The organism is Acidovorax sp. SUPP2825 (assembly GCF_030158995.1).
Lineage (GTDB): Bacteria > Pseudomonadota > Gammaproteobacteria > Burkholderiales > Burkholderiaceae_C > Paracidovorax.
The window spans coordinates 22,746-42,246 of the sequence record NZ_BQXK01000014.1; the positions used below are offsets into that span (position 1 = coordinate 22,746).

18 protein-coding genes are annotated in these 19,501 nt (G+C 68.6%); 12 read left to right on the forward strand and 6 right to left on the reverse strand.

Translation table 11 applies throughout. From position 1 onward, the window contains the following. The first annotated feature begins 30 nt into the window (after nucleotides 1–30). The 4 genes from AVAK2825_RS17405 to AVAK2825_RS17420 all read left to right on the forward strand — a co-directional run bounded on the left by AVAK2825_RS17405 (nucleotide 31) and on the right by AVAK2825_RS17420 (nucleotide 4,925). Entirely contained in the window at nucleotides 31–963 is a 933-nt protein-coding gene (locus tag AVAK2825_RS17405; RefSeq protein ID WP_272547788.1) for a family 2A encapsulin nanocompartment shell protein, read from the forward strand. 16 nt (nucleotides 964–979) lie between these two features. After that, nucleotides 980–3,028 carry a family 2A encapsulin nanocompartment cargo protein cysteine desulfurase gene (locus tag AVAK2825_RS17410; RefSeq protein ID WP_284401178.1) on the forward strand — a complete coding sequence of 683 codons (2,049 nt, stop codon included), beginning with the start codon at nucleotides 980–982 and terminating at the stop codon, nucleotides 3,026–3,028. A gap of 263 nt (nucleotides 3,029–3,291) precedes the next feature. Further along, complete coding sequence (locus tag AVAK2825_RS17415; RefSeq protein WP_284401180.1) at nucleotides 3,292–3,846, forward strand: NADPH-dependent FMN reductase; 555 nt, start codon at nucleotides 3,292–3,294, stop codon at nucleotides 3,844–3,846. A gap of 122 nt (nucleotides 3,847–3,968) precedes the next feature. Beyond that, nucleotides 3,969–4,925 carry a bifunctional helix-turn-helix transcriptional regulator/GNAT family N-acetyltransferase gene (locus AVAK2825_RS17420; RefSeq protein WP_502870558.1) on the forward strand — a complete coding sequence of 319 codons (957 nt, stop codon included), beginning with the start codon at nucleotides 3,969–3,971 and terminating at the stop codon, nucleotides 4,923–4,925. A 71-nt stretch (nucleotides 4,926–4,996) separates the two neighbouring features. On the opposite strand, the gene AVAK2825_RS17425 is transcribed toward AVAK2825_RS17420, so the two are convergent. After that, nucleotides 4,997–5,641 carry an FMN-dependent NADH-azoreductase gene (locus AVAK2825_RS17425; protein ID WP_284401184.1) on the reverse strand — a complete coding sequence of 215 codons (645 nt, stop codon included), beginning with the start codon at nucleotides 5,639–5,641 and terminating at the stop codon, nucleotides 4,997–4,999. Between the two features lie 135 nt (nucleotides 5,642–5,776). On the opposite strand from AVAK2825_RS17425, the gene AVAK2825_RS17430 reads away from it, so the two are divergent. The 7 genes from AVAK2825_RS17430 (at nucleotide 5,777) to AVAK2825_RS17460 (ending at nucleotide 12,339) form a co-directional block, all read left to right on the forward strand. Then, nucleotides 5,777–6,733 (forward strand): LysR substrate-binding domain-containing protein, encoded by a 957-nt coding sequence (locus AVAK2825_RS17430; RefSeq protein WP_284401348.1) that lies wholly within the window; start codon nucleotides 5,777–5,779, stop codon nucleotides 6,731–6,733. Nucleotides 6,734–6,914: 181 nt separating this feature from the next. Beyond that, entirely contained in the window at nucleotides 6,915–7,592 is a 678-nt protein-coding gene (locus AVAK2825_RS17435; RefSeq protein WP_284401186.1) for an RBBP9/YdeN family alpha/beta hydrolase, read from the forward strand. Nucleotides 7,593–7,796: 204 nt separating this feature from the next. Further along, complete coding sequence (locus tag AVAK2825_RS17440) at nucleotides 7,797–8,807, forward strand: sulfate ABC transporter substrate-binding protein (RefSeq protein WP_272569056.1); 1,011 nt, start codon at nucleotides 7,797–7,799, stop codon at nucleotides 8,805–8,807. Nucleotides 8,808–8,810: 3 nt separating this feature from the next. Next, nucleotides 8,811–9,698, forward strand: a complete 888-nt coding sequence (cysT, locus tag AVAK2825_RS17445; protein ID WP_272569058.1) for a sulfate ABC transporter permease subunit CysT — start codon at nucleotides 8,811–8,813, stop codon at nucleotides 9,696–9,698. Beyond that, complete coding sequence (cysW, locus tag AVAK2825_RS17450) at nucleotides 9,695–10,621, forward strand: sulfate ABC transporter permease subunit CysW (RefSeq protein WP_284401188.1); 927 nt, start codon at nucleotides 9,695–9,697, stop codon at nucleotides 10,619–10,621. The genes cysT and cysW overlap by 4 nt, the downstream gene beginning before the upstream one ends. Before the next feature lie 13 nt (nucleotides 10,622–10,634). Then, entirely contained in the window at nucleotides 10,635–11,759 is a 1,125-nt protein-coding gene (locus AVAK2825_RS17455) for a sulfate/molybdate ABC transporter ATP-binding protein (protein ID WP_284401190.1), read from the forward strand. Between the two features lie 46 nt (nucleotides 11,760–11,805). Continuing rightward, complete coding sequence (locus tag AVAK2825_RS17460; protein ID WP_284401192.1) at nucleotides 11,806–12,339, forward strand: disulfide bond formation protein B; 534 nt, start codon at nucleotides 11,806–11,808, stop codon at nucleotides 12,337–12,339. A gap of 71 nt (nucleotides 12,340–12,410) precedes the next feature. On the opposite strand, the gene trhO is transcribed toward AVAK2825_RS17460, so the two are convergent. Together trhO and AVAK2825_RS17475 are read right to left on the reverse strand one after the other, a co-directional pair. Beyond that, nucleotides 12,411–14,084, reverse strand: a complete 1,674-nt coding sequence (gene trhO, locus AVAK2825_RS24820) for an oxygen-dependent tRNA uridine(34) hydroxylase TrhO (RefSeq protein WP_349817180.1) — start codon at nucleotides 14,082–14,084, stop codon at nucleotides 12,411–12,413. Nucleotides 14,085–14,137: 53 nt separating this feature from the next. Then, nucleotides 14,138–15,016 (reverse strand): LysR family transcriptional regulator, encoded by an 879-nt coding sequence (locus AVAK2825_RS17475; RefSeq protein WP_284401193.1) that lies wholly within the window; start codon nucleotides 15,014–15,016, stop codon nucleotides 14,138–14,140. 129 nt (nucleotides 15,017–15,145) lie between these two features. Here AVAK2825_RS17475 and bla point away from each other — a divergent pair, with 129 nt between their 5' ends. Continuing rightward, nucleotides 15,146–16,072: a class A beta-lactamase gene (gene bla, locus AVAK2825_RS17480; protein WP_284401194.1), complete on the forward strand. Its 927-nt coding sequence runs from the start codon at nucleotides 15,146–15,148 to the stop codon at nucleotides 16,070–16,072. Between the two features lie 28 nt (nucleotides 16,073–16,100). Here the strand turns inward: bla and argA are convergent, their stop codons facing one another. The 3 genes from argA to AVAK2825_RS17495 all read right to left on the reverse strand — a co-directional run bounded on the left by argA (nucleotide 16,101) and on the right by AVAK2825_RS17495 (nucleotide 19,265). Further along, entirely contained in the window at nucleotides 16,101–17,447 is a 1,347-nt protein-coding gene (gene argA, locus AVAK2825_RS17485; RefSeq protein WP_284401195.1) for an amino-acid N-acetyltransferase, read from the reverse strand. An 87-nt stretch (nucleotides 17,448–17,534) separates the two neighbouring features. Further along, nucleotides 17,535–18,896 (reverse strand): NAD(P)/FAD-dependent oxidoreductase, encoded by a 1,362-nt coding sequence (locus AVAK2825_RS17490; RefSeq protein WP_284401196.1) that lies wholly within the window; start codon nucleotides 18,894–18,896, stop codon nucleotides 17,535–17,537. A 126-nt stretch (nucleotides 18,897–19,022) separates the two neighbouring features. Then, the gene (locus AVAK2825_RS17495; protein WP_284401197.1) at nucleotides 19,023–19,265 is read right to left on the reverse strand and encodes a hypothetical protein; all 243 of its coding nucleotides are present in this window, start codon (nucleotides 19,263–19,265) and stop codon (nucleotides 19,023–19,025) included. Between the last annotated feature and the right edge of the window lie 236 nt (nucleotides 19,266–19,501).

Below are 19,501 nucleotides of genomic sequence, written 5' to 3' on the forward strand. Positions count from 1 at the left end.
GGCTTTCTTCAACAACGCACGGAGTTCTCCATGTCTGCAACTGTGGGCGGTACGACCGCCTTGGGTGACAACGCCGCACGGCAATTGGCCAACGCGACCAAGACGGTCCCCCAACTCGAAACCATCAGCCCCCGCTGGCTCACGCACCTGCTGCAATGGGTGCCGGTGGAGGCGGGCATCTACCGCCTGAACAAGGTCAAGAACCCGGAATCCATCCGCGTCACCTGCACGGCCAAGGAAGAAGAAAACCAGCTGCCGCGCACCTTCGTCGACTACGAAGAAAACCCGCGCGAATTCTTCCTGAACGCCGTGAGCACGGTACTGGACGTGCACACCCGCGTGTCGGACCTGTACAGCAGCCCACACGACCAGATCAAGGAGCAACTGCGCCTGACGATCGAGACGATCAAGGAAAACCAGGAAAGCGAGCTCATCAACAACCCCGACTACGGCCTGCTGGCCCAGGTGACCGACGCGCAGCGCATCTTCCCGCTCACCGGGGCCCCCACGCCGGACGACCTGGACGAGCTGCTCACCAAGGTGTGGAAGGAGCCCGCCTTCTTCCTCACCCACCCGCTCGCCATTGCCGCCTTCGGCCGCGAAGCCACGCGCCGCGGCACGCCGCCGCCCACGGTGAGCCTGTTCGGCTCGCAGTTCATCACGTGGCGCGGCATTCCGCTCATTCCGTCCGACAAGGTGCCGGTGGCCGACGGCAAGAGCAAGATCCTGCTGCTGCGCGTGGGCGACAAGCGCCAGGGTGTGGTGGGCCTGTTCCAGCCGGGCCTGGCGGGCGAGCAGGGGCCGGGCCTGTCGGTGCGCTTCATGGGCATCAACAACCACGCCATCGCGTCCTACCTGATCTCGCAGTACTGCTCGCTGGCCGTGCTCACCAGCGATGCGCTGGCCGTGCTGGACGATGTCGAGGTGAACAAGTACCACGACTACCCGGACACCTACAAGTGAAGCGCAAGGAGCGGCCATGACCCTCGCTTCCTTCTCGCCGGGCGCCGACGCGTCCGGCGCCCCCATCGACCCGGCGCTGATCGCGCGCATGGCCAATGCCCTGTTCTCGGCGCTGCCGGGCGAGGCGGCATCGCCTGCGGGCGTGCACTCCGCAGGCGGCCTGCCTTCGGTGCCGCCTTCGTCCGTGCCCGGCCTGGGCGCCGTGCCGCCGGGCGTGCAGGCGCCGGCCAACATCGCGCCGCCCGGCTCGCCCCTGGCCAGCCCCGCCGGCTTCGGGCCCAGCGTGCCCGGCACGCCGATCCCGCAGGGCCAGGTGCCCGGCACCAACCTGCTGCCGGCTTCGCCCACGCAGGTGCTGTCGCTCGGCCACCGCGCCCCCGCGCTGCTGCCGCACGCCACGGCGGCCAACGGCCTGCCCGACACGGTGGTGAGCACGCTTCCGGCCTACGAGCCGCGCCTTGGCAGCGGGGTGCTGGGTGTGCCCGAGGCCTCGGGCGCGAGCGCATCGCAGGCGGCGGCCCATCCGGCAGCGCCTGCCTCTCCGGCCTCGCCGTACTACTTCGTCGGCGAGCGCCAGGCGCAGCCATCGCCCCGGGGCGCGCCGGTGCCCACGCCGCCGTCCGGCGACCGGCTGGATGCGCTGGCGCGCCTGCCGTTCGCGCAGCCGCAGGCAGCGCATGCGGGCCAGGCCCCGGCCGCACCGGCCAGCCTGGCGGCTGCGCCGTCGTCCGATCCGAAGTTCTACTTCGTGGACGCGGTGGTGCTGCCCAGCGGCTACGTCACCCCGGCCAAGCCCGCGCCGCACGGTACGGTGCCGCTGGCGGGCCAGGGGCAGCACCCGCCGTTCGACGTGCACGCCATCCGGCGCGACTTTCCCGTGCTGTCCGAGCGCGTGAACTGCCGCCAGCTGGTGTGGTTCGACAATGCGGCTACCACGCACAAACCGAAGGCGGTGATCGACCGCATCAGCCACTTCTACGCGCACGAGAACTCGAACATCCACCGCGCGGCGCATGAACTTGCCGCCCGCGCCACGGATGCCTACGAAGGCGCCCGCCAGCGCGTGAAGACGTTCATCAACGCACCCGATGTGAACGAGGTGATCTTCGTGCGCGGCACCACCGAGGCCATCAACCTGGTGGCCAAGAGCTGGGGCGGCCAGCACGTGGGCGAGGGCGACGAGATCATCGTCAGCCATCTGGAGCACCACGCCAACATCGTGCCCTGGCAGCAGCTCGCTGCCGCCAAGGGGGCGAGGCTGCGCGTGATTCCGGTGGACGACTCGGGCCAGGTGCTGCTCGATGAATACCAGAAGCTCCTGAACGACCGCACCAAGATCGTCGCCGTCACGCAGGTCTCCAACGCGCTGGGCACCGTGGTGCCGGTCAAGGAGATCGTGGCGCTGGCCCACCGTGCGGGCGCGAAGGCGCTGGTCGATGGCGCGCAGTCGGTCTCGCACATGCGGGTGGACGTGCAGGACATCGGCGCGGACTTCTTCGTGTTCTCGGGCCACAAGGTGTTCGGGCCGACCGGCATCGGCGTGGTCTGGGGCAGGCGCGAAGTGCTCGAAGACATGCCCCCATGGCAGGGCGGCGGCAACATGATTGCCGACGTGACGTTCGAGAAGACCGTGTTCCAGCCGATCCCGAACAAGTTCGAGGCCGGCACGGGCAACATCGCCGACGCGGTGGGCCTGGGCGCGGCGATCGACTACGTGAACCGCGTGGGGATCGAGAACATCGCGCGCTACGAGCACGAGCTGCTGGTGTACGGCATGCAGCAGCTGCGCGCCATCCCGGGCGTGCGGCTGATCGGCACGGCCGATGACAAGGCCAGCGTGATGTCGTTCGTGCTGGCCGGCTACTCGACCGAGGAAGTGGGCAAGGCGCTGAACGACGAAGGCATCGCCGTGCGCACCGGGCACCACTGCGCGCAGCCCATCCTGCGGCGATTCGGCGTGGAGACCACCGTGCGGCCGTCGCTCGCGTTCTACAACACGTTCGATGAGATCGACCGGCTGGTGCATGTGGTGCGCCGCCTCGCCGGCCAGCGCCGCGCCGGGTAGGACAAGCGCGCGTTTGCGCCATGACCCCGCACCCCCGGATGCTGCGCTGCAGCGCCGGGGGTGTTTTGCTTGAAAAGGGCGCCAGCGCAATCAATACTAGGGCATATAGCTACAAAAATAATAGCAAATGACGCTTTGGCGTTCCTCGAAAGCGGGCCCTGAAGGCGCCTCGCGCAGCGCTGGAACGCCGCAGGCCGTGTCTATCATGGCCCGTTGCGGCCCCGCGCCGTTCCGTCTTTTTGGCTGTTTCACAAGGAGTGCTCATGGACCAATACCAGATCGCCGTCATCGTCGGCAGTCTCCGCAAGGACTCGTTCAACCGCAAGCTGGCCACGGCCCTGGCCCGGCTCGCGCCGCCGGACTTTCACTTCACGCAGCTGCGCATCGACGACCTGCCGCTGTACAACCAGGACGACGATGCCCATCCGGCTCCCGCCGTGCTGCGCCTGAAGACCGAGATCGCCCAGTCGCAGGGCCTGCTGTTCGTCACGCCCGAATACAACCGTTCGATTCCCGGCGTGCTCAAGAACGCGCTGGACCACGCCTCCCGCCCCTATGGGCAGAGCGCCTGGGGCGGCAAGCCGGCTGGCGTGATCGGGGTGTCGATCGGCGCCATCGGCACGGCCATGGCCCAGCAGCACCTGCGCAACGTGCTGGCCTACCTCGACGTGCCCACGCTGGGCCAGCCCGAAGCCTTCGTTCAGGCCAAGGATGGCCTGTTCGATGAGGACGGCAACATCGGCGAGGCCAGCCGCCAGTTCCTGCAGGGCTGGGTCGAGAAGTACGTGGCCTGGGTCAAGCAGCACGCCAAGCTCTGACCGGCCGCTGGTTTTCAGCGCCTCCAGTCCGGCCGTCCTGTGATGGGTGGCCGGACTTTTTATTTGCCATTCGCGTTATTGGTTGCTAAAGTCAACCAATTGTTTGATGAAGGCAAATGAAAATGGCGTCAGATCCCCAGGTCGCTCCCGCGCCTGCGCCCGTCCCCGCGGCCGCGGTCAAGGCGCTTCGGCAGTTCAACCGGTTCTTCACGCGCCGCATCGGCGTGCTCGACGCCTATCTGGGCAGCGACCTGTCCCTGACCGACGTGCGCGTGCTCTACGAGCTGGCCCACCGCACCGAGCCCGTCGCCACCGACATCGCCAGGGACCTGGGCCTGGACGCCGGCTATCTGAGCCGCATCCTGCGCCGGTTCGAGAAGGCCGGCTGGCTGGAGCGCCGCCCGGGCGCAAAGGATGCGCGCCAGAGCCTGCTGCGCCTGACCGACGCCGGACACACCGCATTCGCCCCGCTGCAGCAGCGCTCGCGCGATGAGGCGGCAGCCATCCTGGCGCGCTTGTCGCCCGCGCAGCAGGCCGACGCGCTGGCCGCCATGCAGCGCCTGGAGACGCTGTTGTCTTCCGAACCGCCCAGCCGCCCCCGCCTTGTGGTGCTGCGCGACCCGGTGCCCGGTGACATGGGCTGGGTGGTGCAGATGCATGGCGAAATCTACTGGCGCGAATACGGCTGGAACCAGGCGTTCGAGGCCATGGTGGCCGAGATCGCCGCGCGGTTCGTGCGCGAATTCCAGCCCGGGTTCGACCGGTGCTGGATCGCCGAGGTGGATGGCGAGCGCATGGGGGCGGCCTTCGTGGTGCGCGAGTCTGACACCACCGCCCGGCTGCGCATGCTGATCCTGGCGCCCCAGGCGCGGGGCATGGGACTGGGCGGCCGGTTGGTGGATGAGTGCATCGCCTTCGCGCGGGGCCAGGGCTACGCGGAGATGACGCTGTGGACCAACAGCTGCCTGGCCGCTGCCCGCCACCTGTATGCGCAGCGCGGCTTCACGCTCGTGGCCTCGGAACCCTACACCGCCTACGGCCAGTCCCTGGTGGGCGAGACCTGGACGCGTGCGCTGTAGGCGCCTTGCGGCGCACGCAAAAAAGCCGGCGCAAGGCCGGCTTCCTGGTGACTGCGCAGTTGTCCGGTGGATCAGGCGGCTTCGGCCACGGCTTCCTGGCGGGATTGCGCCACGTGTGCCCGGATGTCGGAATCCGCGCTGTCCAGGGCCTTGGACTTGGCGTCCGGTCCCATGGCCACGCCTTCGGCGCGCACGAAGCGCACGTCGGTGATGCCGAAGAAGGCGAACACGGTCTGCAGGTAGCTCTCCTGGTGTTCCATGGCGCGGCCGGCATCGCTCGTCGAATACACACCGCCGCGGCTGGAGGCGACGATCACCGTCTTGCCCTTGGCCAGGCCCTGTGGGCCCGTGGCGGTGTAGGTGAACGTGCGGCCCGGCTGGGCGATGCGGTCGATCCAGGCCTTGAGCTGCGTGGGAACACCGAAGTTGTAGAGCGGCGCGCCGACCACGATCACATCGGCCGCCAGGAACTGGCTCACCAGTTGTTCGGACACGGCGTTTTCACGGCGCTGTGTTTCACTCAGGCCTTCAGTTTGGCCGGTGCGCGGCGCCATGGCCTCCATCGTGAAATGGGCCGGTGCCTGGGCGACCAGGTCCAGGTGCTGCACTTGCGTGCCGGGATGGGCTTTGACCCACGCCGCCACGGCGCGGGCGGTGAGTTGGCGCGAGACGGACTGTTCGCCGGTGATGGCGGAATCGATGTGCAGCAGTTGCATGGAAGGTTCTCCTCAGGATGGGGCCGCACCCGGTGTGCAGCGTTGGATAGATTGTGCAGATGAGTGCATTGATTGATAAGCCGGCCGGTTTGCGATAGATTGTTCTATAGGTGGAACAATCTGCAAGGGATGACTGTGCAAGATCTCAACGACATGCTGTATTTCGCCGAGGTTGTCGAGCGCGGAGGGTTTGCCGCTGCGGGCCGGGCGCTCGGCATCCCCAAGTCGCGCCTGTCGCGCCGCGTCTCCGATCTGGAGGCACAACTGGGCGTGCGGCTGCTGCAGCGCACCACGCGCAAGCTGTCGCTCACCGAGGTGGGCGAGGCCTATCTGCGCCACTGCCAGGCCATGCGCGAGTCCGCGCAGGCGGCGGCCGACACGGTGGCCCACGTCCAGGCTGAGCCGCGCGGCACGATCCGCGTGGTGTGCCCCGTCACGATCGCGCAGACCCTGCTGGGCGAGATGATGCCGGTGTTCATGGCGCGCTACCCCCTCGTGCGGGTGGAGATCCAGGTGAGCAACCGCGTGGTCAACCTGGTGGAGGAGGGCGTCGATGTGGCGCTGCGCGTGCGGGCCAAGCTGGACGACAGCGGCAGCATGGTCATCAAGCGGCTGAGCGAGGGCGACCTGCTGCTGGTCGCCAGCCCTACCCAACTGGCGCGCCAGGGCACGCCGCACACCCTGGAGGAACTGTCACGCATGGACAGCATCGCCATGTCGGCCGCCGACGGCCGTGCTTCGCTGCGGCTGGTCGGCCCCGGAGGGCAGGAGGCGGTGTGGCAGCACAGCCCGCGCTATGTGGCCGACGACCTGCTCACTCTCAAGTTGGCCGCGCAGGGCGGCGTGGGCATCTGCTGGCTGCCCGACTACATGTGCCAGGACGAATTGCGCAGCGGCCGGCTGGTGCACCTGCTGCCCGAATGGGCCCCGGAGCGTGGGGTGATGCACGCGGTGTTCCCCTCCCGACGCGGCCTGACGCCCGCGGTCCGGCGGTTTCTGGACTTTCTGGGCGAGACGCTGCAAGGCGCGACAACGGCGGTGCCGGCATCCGAGACCGAGGGCCTCGGCAGCGCGGCGTCGGTCGCTTCTTAAGATCAATTCGCGATTAATTCAAAAGAATATATTCGTTTGGGTTTTAAGGGCGGAATCGCAGAATGGGCCGCATCCACCGTTGAGGAGCCTGTTCCATGGCCACTGCACTGTCGTTCCGCACCTCCCGTGGGGTTCGAATCTTTCCCTTGTTCCATGCCCTGGCCACCGTGCCCTGCCGGCCATGAGCAGCAGCGCACCCACGCCTTTGTCCGCATCCGGGCGGCCGGTCGGCCGGCTCGACGGCGCAGCGCCGCAGGCGGCCCCGTCCGCACGCACCGCTGCGGGCGGCCCGGTCTCGGTGGTCATCGTCCCGGGCTGGCGCGATTCCGGACCTGGCCACTGGCAAAGCCTGTGGGCGGAGCGGCTGCCCGGCGCACGGCGCGTGGTGCAGGACGACTGGGTCACGCCCGCGCGGGCGCCCTGGGTGGCGGCGCTGGAGCGCACCGTGCTGGAGGCGCCGCACCCCGTCGTGCTGGTGGCGCACAGCCTGGGCTGCATCACCGCGACGCACATGGGCGAACCGGCCGCGGCCCGGGTGCAGGGCGCCTTGCTGGTCGCCCCGGCCGATCCGGAGCGCCGGGCGGTGCTGAGCGACTTCGCCCCCGTGCCTTACGCGCCGCTGCCGTACCGCAGCATCCTGGTGGCGAGCAGCAACGATCCCTACTGCCCCATCCGCCTGGCCGGCGCCTACGCGAGGGCCTGGGGCAGCGAGTTCGTTCGCCTGCCGCAGGCGGGGCATGTGAACGTGGACTCGGGCCATGGCGAATGGCCCCTGGGCTGGGCACTGCTGCATTCGCTGGTCGATGGCGCGGAGTGGGGCCTCGGCCATGGTGCCACGGAAAGCCGTTCCGCCGCCTGATGAGGTTGCTATTGTTTTTGTAGCTATACGCCCTAGTATCCATTGCACTGGGGGCATTTTTTGCTCAAACCTGCTACACCGCCCCTTGTTTTTGCCGGTGTTCTATATTCTGGAAGTCGATTAATTAACAAAAATATATTCTTTTGAGTTTTAAGCGCTGCCGCCCACAATCGGTTTCACTTTTTCAGTAACGAGGGCGCAGACATGACTTCCCGGACAAAACTCAAGACTTTCCTGGCCGTGGTGGCCTTGGTGGCTGGCGGCGTCGCGTCGGCACAGACGTCCACGCTGCTGAACGCTTCCTACGACGTGGCCCGTGAGTTCTACAAGGACTACAACCCCGCCTTCGCCGCCCACTACAAGAAGACCACCGGCAAGGACGTGAAGATCGACCAGGCCCATGGCGGCTCCAGCGCCCAGGCCCGCGCGGTGAACGACGGCCTCGACGCCGACGTGGTCACGATGAACACCACGACCGACATCGACTTCCTTGCCACCAACGGCGTGGTCGCCAAGGACTGGGCCAAGCGCTTCCCCAACGATGCATCGCCCACCACCTCGACCATGCTGTTCCTGGTGCGCAAGGGCAACCCCAAGAACATCAAGGACTGGGACGACCTCGCCAAGCCCGGCGTGCAGGTCGTCGTGGTGAACCCCAAGACCGGCGGCAACGGCCGCTACGCCTACCTGGCGGCCTGGGGCAGCGTGCGCGAGAAGGGCGGCACCGACGCCCAGGCCGCTGAGTTCGTGGGCCAGGTGTTCAAGAACGTCCCCGTGCTGGGCAAGGGCGGGCGCGATGCCACCAGCATCTTCCTGCAGCGCAACACCGGCGATGTGCTGATCACGTTCGAATCCGAGGTGCTGTCCATCGAGCGCGAATTCGGCAAGGGCAAGGTCGATGCGGTGTACCCCTCCAGCAGCGTGCTGGCCGAAAACCCCGTCGCGGTGGTCGAGCGCACCGTCGCCAAGAAGGGCACGGGCGAACTGGCCAAGGCCTATCTGGACTACCTCTACTCCGATGAGGCGCAGGAGATCGCGGCCCGCCACGCGCTGCGTCCGCGTTCCGAAGCGGTGCTGAAAAAGCACGCCGACCTGTTCAAGCCCGTCAAGCTGTTCACCGTGGCCAAGTACTTCGGCTCGCTCGGCGAGGCACAGAAGGTGCACTTCAACGACGGCGGCCAGTTCGACAAGCTCTACACCCCCGGCGCCAAGTAAGACATGAACGCTGCGACCTCTGCCTTGCCCGGCGCCGCCGTGGCGTCCACGGGCGGGGCCCGGCGCAGCCCGAAGCGGGTTCTGCCCGGCTTCGGCCTGACGCTGGGCTACACCATCTTTTACCTGAGCATCATCGTGCTCATCCCGCTGTCGGCGCTGGTCTTCAAGACCTTCACGCTGACCTGGGACCAGTTCTGGACCGCCATCAGCGCACCGCGCGTGCTGGCGTCCTACCGGCTCACCTTCGGCGCGTCGTTCATCGCGGCGGTGGTCAACCTCGTGTTCGGCCTGCTGATCGCCTGGGTGCTGGTGCGCTACCGCTTTCCGGGCAAGAAGATCGTCGATGCCCTGGTAGACCTGCCGTTCGCGCTGCCCACGGCGGTGGCGGGCATTTCGCTCACCGCCTTGCTGGCCGGCAACGGCTGGGTCGGGCAGTACCTGGAGCCGTTGGGCATCCAGTTGGCGTTCAAGCCCGCCGGCGTGGTGATCGCGCTGATCTTCATCGGGCTGCCCTTCGTGGTGCGTACGGTGCAGCCGGTGCTGGAAGACGCCGAGAAGGAACTGGAAGAAGCCGCCACCAGCCTGGGCGCCACGCGCTGGCAGATCTTCACGCGCGTCATCCTGCCCGCGATCACCCCGGCGCTGCTCACGGGCTTTGCCATGGCGTTCGCGCGGGCGGTGGGTGAATACGGCTCGGTCATCTTCATCGCGGGCAACATGCCCATGATCTCCGAGATCACGCCCCTCATCATCATCGGCAAGCTGGAGCAGTACGACTACGCGGGCGCCACGGCGGTCGCGGTGGTGATGCTGGTGATCTCCTTCGCGCTGCTGCTCGTCATCAACGCATTGCAGGCCTGGCAGCGCCGCCACGCAGGAGCCCCGGCATGACTTCCACCGCTTCCAACTCCGGCGGGCGCAACGTGGTGCGCCGCGCCCAGGCCGGCACGACCGAGGCCCTCTGGGTGCGCTGGACGCTGATCGGCATCGCGCTCGCGTTCCTGCTGCTGTTCCTCGTGCTGCCGCTGGCCGCCGTGTTCACCGAGGCGCTGCGCAAGGGCTTCGGCGCCTACGTGGCGGCGCTCAAGGAGCCCGATGCCTGGGCCGCCATCCGGCTGACCCTCATCACCGCGGCCATCGCGGTGCCGTTGAACCTGGTGTTCGGCGTGGCGGCGGCGTGGGCCATCGCCAAGTACGAGTTCCGGGGCAAGGCGTTCCTGACCACGCTGGTGGACCTGCCGTTTTCCGTCTCGCCCGTGGTGGCCGGCCTGGTGTACGTGCTGATGTTCGGCGCCAACGGCTGGTTCGGCCCCTGGCTGGCGGCGCACGACGTCAAGATCATCTTCGCCGTGCCGGGCATCGTGCTGGCGACGATCTTCGTGACCTTCCCGTTCATCGCGCGCGAGCTGATTCCGCTCATGCAGGCCCAGGGCAGCGACGAGGAGCAGGCGGCCATCGTGCTGGGCGCGAGCGGCTGGCAGACCTTCTGGTACGTGACGCTGCCCAACATCAAGTGGGGCCTGCTGTACGGCGTGATCCTGTGCAATGCGCGCGCCATGGGCGAGTTCGGCGCGGTGTCGGTCGTCTCGGGCCACATCCGCGGGCAGACCAACACCATTCCGCTGCACGTGGAGATTCTCTACAACGAATACCAGTCCGTGGCGGCGTTCGCTGCGGCCTCGCTGCTGGCCCTGCTGGCACTGGTCACGCTGGTCACCAAGTCCATTGCCGAATGGCGCAACGAGCAGGAGCGCAAGGCCGCGGCCGCGCTGCCGCCCGAGCGCCCCGCACCCGCCGCCGTGGGCGCGCGCTGAACGAAAGCACACCATGAGCATTGAAATCCGCAACATCAGCAAGCAGTTCGGCAGCTTCCAGGCACTGCGCGACGTGAGCCTGGACATCCAGTCCGGCGAACTGATCGCGCTGCTCGGCCCCTCGGGCTGCGGCAAGACCACCCTGCTGCGCATCATCGCGGGGCTGGAGACGCCCGACGTCGGCACCATCCACTTCTCGGGCGAGGACACGACCGACGTGCACGTGCGCGACCGCGGCGTGGGCTTCGTCTTCCAGCACTATGCGCTGTTCCGGCACATGACGGTGTTCGAGAACGTCGCCTTCGGCCTGCGCGTGAAGCCGCGCGGCGAGCGCCCGAGCGATGCGCAGATCAAGCAGAAGGTGACCGACCTGCTCAAGCTCGTGCAGCTCGACTGGCTGGCCGACCGCTATCCGTCGCAATTGTCCGGCGGCCAGCGCCAGCGCATCGCCCTTGCGCGCGCCCTGGCGGTGGAGCCCAAGGTGCTGCTGCTGGACGAGCCCTTCGGCGCGCTCGATGCCAAGGTGCGCAAAGAACTGCGCCGGTGGCTGCGCCGCCTGCACGACGAACTGCACGTGACCAGCATCTTCGTGACCCACGACCAAGAGGAAGCCCTGGAAGTGGCCGACCGCGTGGTGGTCATCAACCAGGGCCGGATCGAGCAGAGCGGCTCGCCCCAGGAGGTGTGGGAACAGCCGGCCAGCCCGTTCGTCTATGGTTTCCTGGGCGACGTGAACCTGTTTCGCGGCCGCGCCCACGAAGGGCTGGTGCACGTGGAGGGCATGGCCATCGATTCGCCCGAGCATGCGGGCGCCCAGAACGCCAGCGCCTTTGCCTATGTGCGTCCGCACGACCTGGACGTGCAGCGCTACTCGCCCGGCGAGGGCGTTGACGCCGATGGGCGCCCGCGCGGCATCGTCGCGCAGCTCAGCCGTGCCATCGTCGTGGGGCCGATCGCGCGCCTGGAACTTATTCCCGATGCCGACCACAAACCAGCGGACAATGCGAGCCCCGACTCGGTGATCGAAGCGCAGATTCCTGCGCAGCAGTACCGGGAGATGGGTTTCAGGGAGGGTGAAACGCTGGTGGTCACACCGCGCCGCGCCCGCGTTTTTCTGGACCACGCCGCCGGTATCTGATGCAGCCTTCGAGGGCTGCCGACCGCGGCCTTCAAGGACAAGAACAATGGTGTTGAACTGGTTGGATGCCGCGCCCCGCCGCGTGCTGGGCCTCATCGCGGCGGCCTGCGTGGCCATGCTGGCTTTTGGCATGTACCTGCAGCATGTCGTGGGGCTCGAGCCCTGCCCGATGTGCATCGTGCAGCGCTATGCGCTCATCGGGGTCGCCGTGTTTGCGGCCCTGGCCAGCGCCCGGGGCACCCGGGGCTGGTGGATGTCGTGGGCCTTCCTGGCGCTGCTGTCGTCGGGATTCGGCGCCTTCGTGGCGGCCCGGCAGTGCTGGCTGCAGTGGTACCCGCCCGAGATCGCCACCTGCGGTCGCGACTTCTACGGAATGATCGAGCACTTCCCCATCGGCCGCGCGATCCCCATGATCTTCCGCGGTTCAGGCGACTGCGCTGCGGTGGACTGGACCTTCCTCGGCGGCTCCATCGCCAACTGGTCGTTCATCTGCTTCGTGCTCATGGCCGTCGTGCTGCTGGTGCTGCTGGCCCGCGGCGGGCGAGGGGGCGCCAACCGCCGCCGGCTGGCTGCGGCTTGAAACCCGACTGCACTCCGTTGAATGAAAAAGGCGCCCTGAACAGGCGCCTTTTTTTGGGCGTTGCAAATCTGTCAGATCGGTGCCGGCGTTGCCATGGGATCCTGGGCGGGAAACACAGGGCCCCGGGTTCCGGGCACCCAGGGCGCCATCTTGTCCATCACCTGCGTGAACGCCGTGCTGGCCTCCCATGCTGCCAGCCACTTTCGCACATGGGGCCAGGGGCCCACCTGCCAGTCAGTGGCGTCGATGCCTGCAAACTGGCGCACGAACGGCATGATGGCCACGTCGGCCAGCGTGGGCCGCGGGCCGCACAGGAAGGCGTGTTGCGCCAGCCGCTCGTCCCACTGGGTCAGGAACGCGGTGGCGGTGGCCTGGGGCGTTGGCGCGTCCTCCACGCCGTCCCCCGTGCCGGTTTGCTGCGGATAGCGGTTCGGGTACTTGCAGCGGTCCAGGGCCTGTTTGAAGGTGCCGTCGCAGGCCGCGATGAGCGCATCGGCGTCCCGGGCCGTTGCGGCATCTTCGGCCATCCAGCCCTGCGGGTCGTGGCGAGCGAGCGCCCAGCGCATGATCTCCAGGCTTTGTTCCAGCACCTGGCCATCGGGCAGCACCAGCACGGGCACCGTGGCTTTGGGCGATGCGTCCCGCAAGGCTTGCGGCTTGTCGCGCAATACCACCTCGCGCAATTCACAGGCCTGCCCGCTGGCTGCGATCGCCATGCGGGCCCGCATGGCGTAGGGGCAGCGGCGAAAGGAATACAGCACGGGCAGGCCGCTGGGCGCGTCTGAGGGCTGACCATCGGACTGCGCCGCATCTGAGGAACCCAGGCGCGCACCGATGTGGTCCTGCCCGCGCTGCCGCGCGAGCACCATCTGTTGCTCGCGCTCGGCCAGGGCGCGCTCCTGCTCGGGCGTGCGCGTGCCATGGCAATAGGGGCAGCTCACGCCGGGGCGGTACTGGGGCGATGCGAGCTCGGCCTCGCCCAGCGGCATGCGGCAGGACCGGCACAGCTGGTGCCGGCCTGTGGACAGGCCGTGGCCGACCGACACGCGTTCATCGAACACGAAACAATCGCCGTGCCAGCGGCTGTCTTCGGCGGGCACGTCTTCCAGATATTGCAGGATGCCGCCGTCCAGGTGGAACACCTCGTCGAAGCCCTGCGACTTGAGCAGGGCGGTGGACTTCTCGCACCGGATGCCGCCCGTGCAGAACATGGCCACCTTGGGCCGGTGTGCCAGCACGCCGCCCGGCGCGCGCTGCTGCTCCACCCAGGCCGGAAACTCCGTGAAGCTGCGCGTGCGCGGGTTGATCGCCCGGGCGAAGCTTCCGATGCCCACTTCATAGTCGTTGCGCACGTCGATCACCACCACCTCGGGGTCGTCGATCAGGGCGTTCCATTGCGCCGGCGGCACGTGCGTGCCGGCATTGCGCGCCGGGTCCAGTCCGGTCACGCCCAGGGTGACGATCTCGCGCTTGAGCCGCACCCGCATGCGGTAGAACGGCATGCGGTCGCCCAGCGCCTCCTTGTGGCGCAGGCCGGCCAGCCGCCCATCGGCGCGAAGCCAGGCCAGCACGGCCCGCACGTCTGCGGGCTCCCCTGCGATCGTGCCGTTGATCCCCTCGGGCGCCAGCAGCAGCAGGCCCCGCACGCCATGGGTCTCGCACACGGATTGCAGCGGTGGCTGCAGTGCGGCGCAGTCGGGCAGATCGACGAAATGGTAGAGGGCGGCGGTGAGGATCTCGGGCATGGGGTGGCGATGATAGCGGCGCGTCTGGAACGAGCGGAGCGTGTGAGGGGCGATCAGGCCGGTTCTCCCGGCAGGCTGCCGCAGCCGGCCAGCAGCCAGCCGCGAAAGGCCTGCAGCGCAGCACTGGGCGGGCGGGATTTCAAGCGCGTGAGCCAGTAGGCACCCAATGCGATGCGCGTGCCGAAGGGCTGCACGAGCCGCCCCTGTTGCAACTCCCTTTGAAAAAGCCGCACCGGCAGCAGCGCCACGCCCGCGCCCTGCGCGGCGGCCTCGGCCAAGGCCAGGGAGGAGTCGAACACCGTGCCCCGCACGAGCGGGCAGGGCACACCGGCGGCGCTGAACCAGGCGGCCCACTCGTCCGCGCGGTAAGAACGCAGCAGCGATTCGTGCGCCAGGTCGGCCGGCGCCCGCAGCCGGGGTGCGATGGAGGGCGCGCACATGGCGGACAGCGGCGCTTCCAGCAGGCGGTCGGCCTCGGTGCCATGCCAGGCGCCGTCCCCGAACCGGATGGCGCAGTCCAGTCCCTCGCCCGCGATGTCCACCCGGTTGTTGTGCGTCAGCAGGCGCAGGTCCACGAAGGGGCACGCCTGCTGGAACTCGCGCAGCCGCGGCAGCAGCCACCCCACGGCGAAGGTGCCCACGGCGCCGACGGTGAGCACTTCGCGGGGGCGGGTGTCGCTGAACTGTTCCAGGGCACCGGCAATGCGGCCGAACGCGTCGGCCAGCACCGGCAGCAGAGCCAGGCCTTCGTCCGTCAGTGCCAGTCCACGCGGCAGGCGCCGAAACAGCGGTTTGCCCAGGCGCTCTTCGAGGTTGCGGATGTGCTGGCTGACCGCGGTCTGGGTCACGCACAGCTCCTGGGCTGCACGGGTGAGGTTGAGGTGGCGCGCCGAGACCTCGAAGGCGCGCAGGGCATTGAGGGGCAGGTGCATGGCGTCGGAATCAGGCAGGCAAGTAGCAAGTAGTTTTTCTTGGGGCTCTTCCCGATTATTGTCGATGGTGCTCTGGCCGACATGTCTCTATCGTTCGGGTCTTCTTGCTTCCAACGACAGGTTCATTCCATGCAAAGACGCCAGTTTTCCTTTGATCTCTTCGCCGCCGTGGCCGCCGCTTCGACGGCCGCCTTGTGGGCCGGCCCGGCCCATGCCGCCGCGCCAGCGGGCCAGCGCAACGCGCGGGAGGTGGCCTGGCAGGCCGCCATGCGGCAGCTTGAATCGGCACTGGACGGCCACCCCAAGGCGCGGCTCGGGGTCGCCATGCTCGACACGGGCTCCGGGCTGTCGCTGGGCTGGCGCCAGGACGAGCGCTTTCCCATGGCCAGCACCTTCAAGCTGCTGCTGGCCGCGTGGATGCTGGAGCGGGTCGACCGGGGCCAGGAGGCGTTGGACCGCCGGGTGCATTTCGACGGGTCGGCGCTCGTGGCCTATTCGCCGGTGACGGAAAAGCGCGTGGGCGACGTCGGCATCACGGTCGGCGAGCTGTGCGAAGGCACCGTCACGCTGAGCGACAACACCGCGGCCAACCTGCTGCTGTCGCGCCACGGCGGCCCGCAGGGCTTCACCGCCTTCGCGCGGAGCCTGGGCGACACGGTGACGCGGCTGGACCGCACCGAGCCCACGCTGAACGAGGCCATCGCGGGCGATCCGCGCGACACCACCACGCCGCAGGCCATGCTGCAGTCGCTGCGCAAGGTGGCGTTGGGCGATGCACTGAGCCCGGCCTCGCGCGCCCAGCTGGTCGAATGGATCGTGGCCACGAAGACGGGCGACAAGCGGCTGCGTGCCGGCGTGCCGGGCTGGCAGGTGGGCGACAAGACAGGCACGGGCAACCAGGGTTCTTCCAACGACATCGGCGTGCTGTGGCCGCCCGGCGGCGGCGCCCCCATCGTGGTCACCTGCTACATGACCCAGACCACGGCGGCACCTGAAAAGCGCGATGCCACCATCGCCGAGGTGGCGCGCCAGGTGGCCCGGGCGGTCGCTGCCTGAGCGGTGTGGCCGCAGGCCGGGCCGCCGCCTACAGTTTCTTGACGAGCACCTGGCTGCGGCGGTCCCAGTTGTACTTGCGCTTGCGGGCTTCGGGCAGCCACTCGGGGTCCACGGGCTGGAAGCCGCGCTTGATGAACCAGTGCATGGTGCGTGTCGTCAGCACGAACAGGCTGGTCAGCCCCATCCCCCGCGCCCGCTGCTCGATGCGCTTGAGCAGCTTTTCGCCATCGCCCGTGCCCTGGCTGTGCGGCGACACGGTCACGGCCGCCATCTCGGCCGTGCGGCCCTCCGGATAGGGGTAGAGCGCCGCGCAGCCGAAGATCACGCCGTCGTGTTCGATGATGGTGTAGTTGGCGATGTCGCGTTCGATCTCGGTGCGGTCGCGCTTGACGAGCGTGCCGTCCTTCTCGAACGGCTCGATCAGCTGCAGGATGCCGCCCACGTCGTCCGGCGTCGCCTCGCGCAGTTCTTCCAGTTTTTCATCGACCACCATGGTGCCGATGCCGTCGTGCACGTAGATCTCCAGCAGCAGCGCACCGTCCACCGCGAAAGGAATGATGTGGCTGCGCTCCACGCCGTTCTGGCAGGCCTTCACGCAGTGCTGCAGATAGAACGCGGTGTCGGTCGGCCGCTGGCTGGGCGGCACGCGGGCCAGCATCTGCCGGGCCTGGGCCAGCGGCAGTTCCGTGTCGATGGGGTTGTCGTCGCTTTCGGGTTCGTCGGGGTTCATGCGGATGCCGGGCACCTCGCACACGAAGACCAGCTTGTCGGCCTTGAGCGCGATCGCCACCGAGGTCGCGACCTCTTCCATCGTCAGGTTGAAGGCCTCGCCGGTGGGCGAGAAGCCGAAGGGCGACAGCAGCACCAGCGCATCCATGTCGAGCGAGCGCCGGATGCCCGCCACATCCACCTTGCGGACCAGGCCCGAATGCTGGAAATCCACCCCGTCCACGATGCCCACGGGCCGGGCCGTCAGAAAGTTGCCGGAGATCACGCGCACCGTGGAGCCCGCCATCGGCGTGTTGGGCAGGCCCTGGCTGAAGGCGGCCTCGATCTCGTAGCGCAACTGGCCCGCGGCCTCCTGCGCGCAGTCGAGCGCCACCGAATCGGTGACGCGGATGCCGTGCGAATACTTCTCGGCATGCCCCTTGGCCGCGAGCTGCTCGTTCACCTGCGGGCGAAAGCCGTGCACGAGCACGATCTTCACGCCCATCGCCTGGATCATGGCCAGGTCCTGCGCGATGGCCTGGAGCTTGCCGGCCGCGATGGCCTCGCCCGTGAGCCCGATCACGAAGGTCTGGTGGCGGAACTTGTGGATGTACGGCGCAACCGAGCGGAACCAGGGGACGAAGGTGAAGTTGAAGACGGCGGACATGGCGAAAGGTGAAGAGAGCGGGGACTGCACCCTGCGGAGCGGCGCAGGTTGCGTGGGGAGGGCGGGGCGTTTTCCGCTGCGGCCGAATTATCGTCGCCATCGCTGCGGACGGAACGGCGCCAGGTCGATCTCGGGAGGCTGCCCGTCCATGCACTGCGCCACCACCCGTCCCGTGCGGGCCGAAGCGCCCAGGCCTACATGGCCGTGGCCATAGGCATGGATGACGTCAGCACAGGCGCTGGCGGGGCCGATGCAGGGCAGTCCGTCGCTGGTGCTCGGACGCCGACCCATCCAGAAGCGGGCGCCGTCCTCCAGTGCGGCGCGGGGCAGCGAAGGGTACAGATCGAATAGGTGTCCCAGCAGGATGCGGGCGCGGCGCCAGTCGGGTGCGGCGTGCAGGCCGGCGATCTCCACCTGGCCCGCCACCCGCAGGCCGTGCGCCATCTGGTGCACGATGAGTTTGCGGTCCATCACCATCGTGGAGGTACGGGGGCCGGCGGGCGGGCGCTCCCCGGCGCGGGCCTGCACGTCCAGCATCGCATGGTACCCGCGCTCGGTGTCCAGCCACACACGGTCGCCGGCGGCTCGGGCCAGCGGCCGCGAATAGGCGCCCGCCGCGATGACCGCACCCTGGCAGGGCAGGTCGCCCTGGTCGGTCCGCACGGCGTGCAGACGGCCTGCCTCGATGTGCAGCCCGGTGGCCTGGCCCGTGACCCAGCGCGCGCCGAGGGATTGCGCATGGGCCACCAGGGCAGCGAGGTAGGCGCCGGGGTTGGCGCAGTGGCCGGCTTCGGCCACGCGCACGCCGAAGCCGTAAGCCGAGGCCAGGTCGGGCTCCTGCGCGCGCAGGCTGGCGCCTTCCACCGTCTCGAACGCGATGCCTTCCTCGCCGCGAAGCCGCCAGCCCAGCGCATCTGCCTCGAAGTCCGCCCGCGAGCGGTAGGCGTGCAGCAGGCCGCGCTGGGCCACCAGATGCGGGACGCCGGCTTCGCTGGCCAGCCGGGCATGCAGCGCCGGCGCATCGCGCAGCAATTGGCGCAGGGCATGCGCGGTGCGGGCCACGTGCGCGGGCGTGCGGCCCGAGCGCAAGAAGCGCCACAGCCACGGCAGGGCGCGGGGCAGGTAGCCCCAGCGCACGGTGAGCGGGCCCTGCGGGTCCAGCAGGTAGCCAGGCACCTGCTTCCACATGCCGGGCCCTGCGGGCGGAAGAATGGAGTGGGAAGACAGCCAGCCCGCATTGCCGTAGCTGGTGGCTTCTTCGCCGGCGGGGGCATGGGGGTTGAGCAGCGTGACCTGGCGGCCGGAGCGCAGCATCTCGATCGCGCACACCGTGCCTACGATGCCGGCCCCGATCACCACGACGTGCCGGCGCCGGTCGGCGGGCCCGGCCGCCCTGGCCTGGGTGGCGTGTTCGGCAAGGGCGGGAGTGGCGGAGGCTGTGGCGGGCATGTGTGCGGCTGCGCAGGGCAGCGAGGAGAAGAGGGGGTGTGGGCCGGACCCGATCGTGTCATTTTTCCACGGAAGGGTCCGGTCCACGGTGCCCTGCCGGCCTGGTGCCCGGTGAGCACCGGCGGATCAGCCGTCCGCGCCGCGGCGCACGGCACGCTGCAGCGCCACTCGGTCGGCGCGGCGCTGCGCGCCCTGGCTGCGGATGTGCTTGCCCGCCGCGGCGCTGGTGCCGCGCGCCGCCAGCGCGCGGGCCACCGGGTTGCGCGGCGCTGCGCTGGCTTCGAGGTGCAGCACCATCGGCTGCTTCATGCGGCGCAAGGCCTTGACCCGGCCTTGCTGGAAGGCGCGGGAACGTTTCTGAGCACTCATGTGCGATTCCTGAAAAGCAAAAAGCCCCGGCTGAGCAAGCCAGGGCTTTCGTGCGGCGCACCCCCATTCGAATGGGCGGGGGAGCGCAGCAGCCTTGGCTGAACGGTGTGTGAGCGACACGGTTCAGCCGGGGCGAGGAACCGTGTTCAGTGGGGGGTGTTGAACAAATGAGGCATGGAAAGACAGCTCCTGAAAGGTGCGCAGCAAGGGTGCTCGTTGCTGCGCTGGTGAAGCGA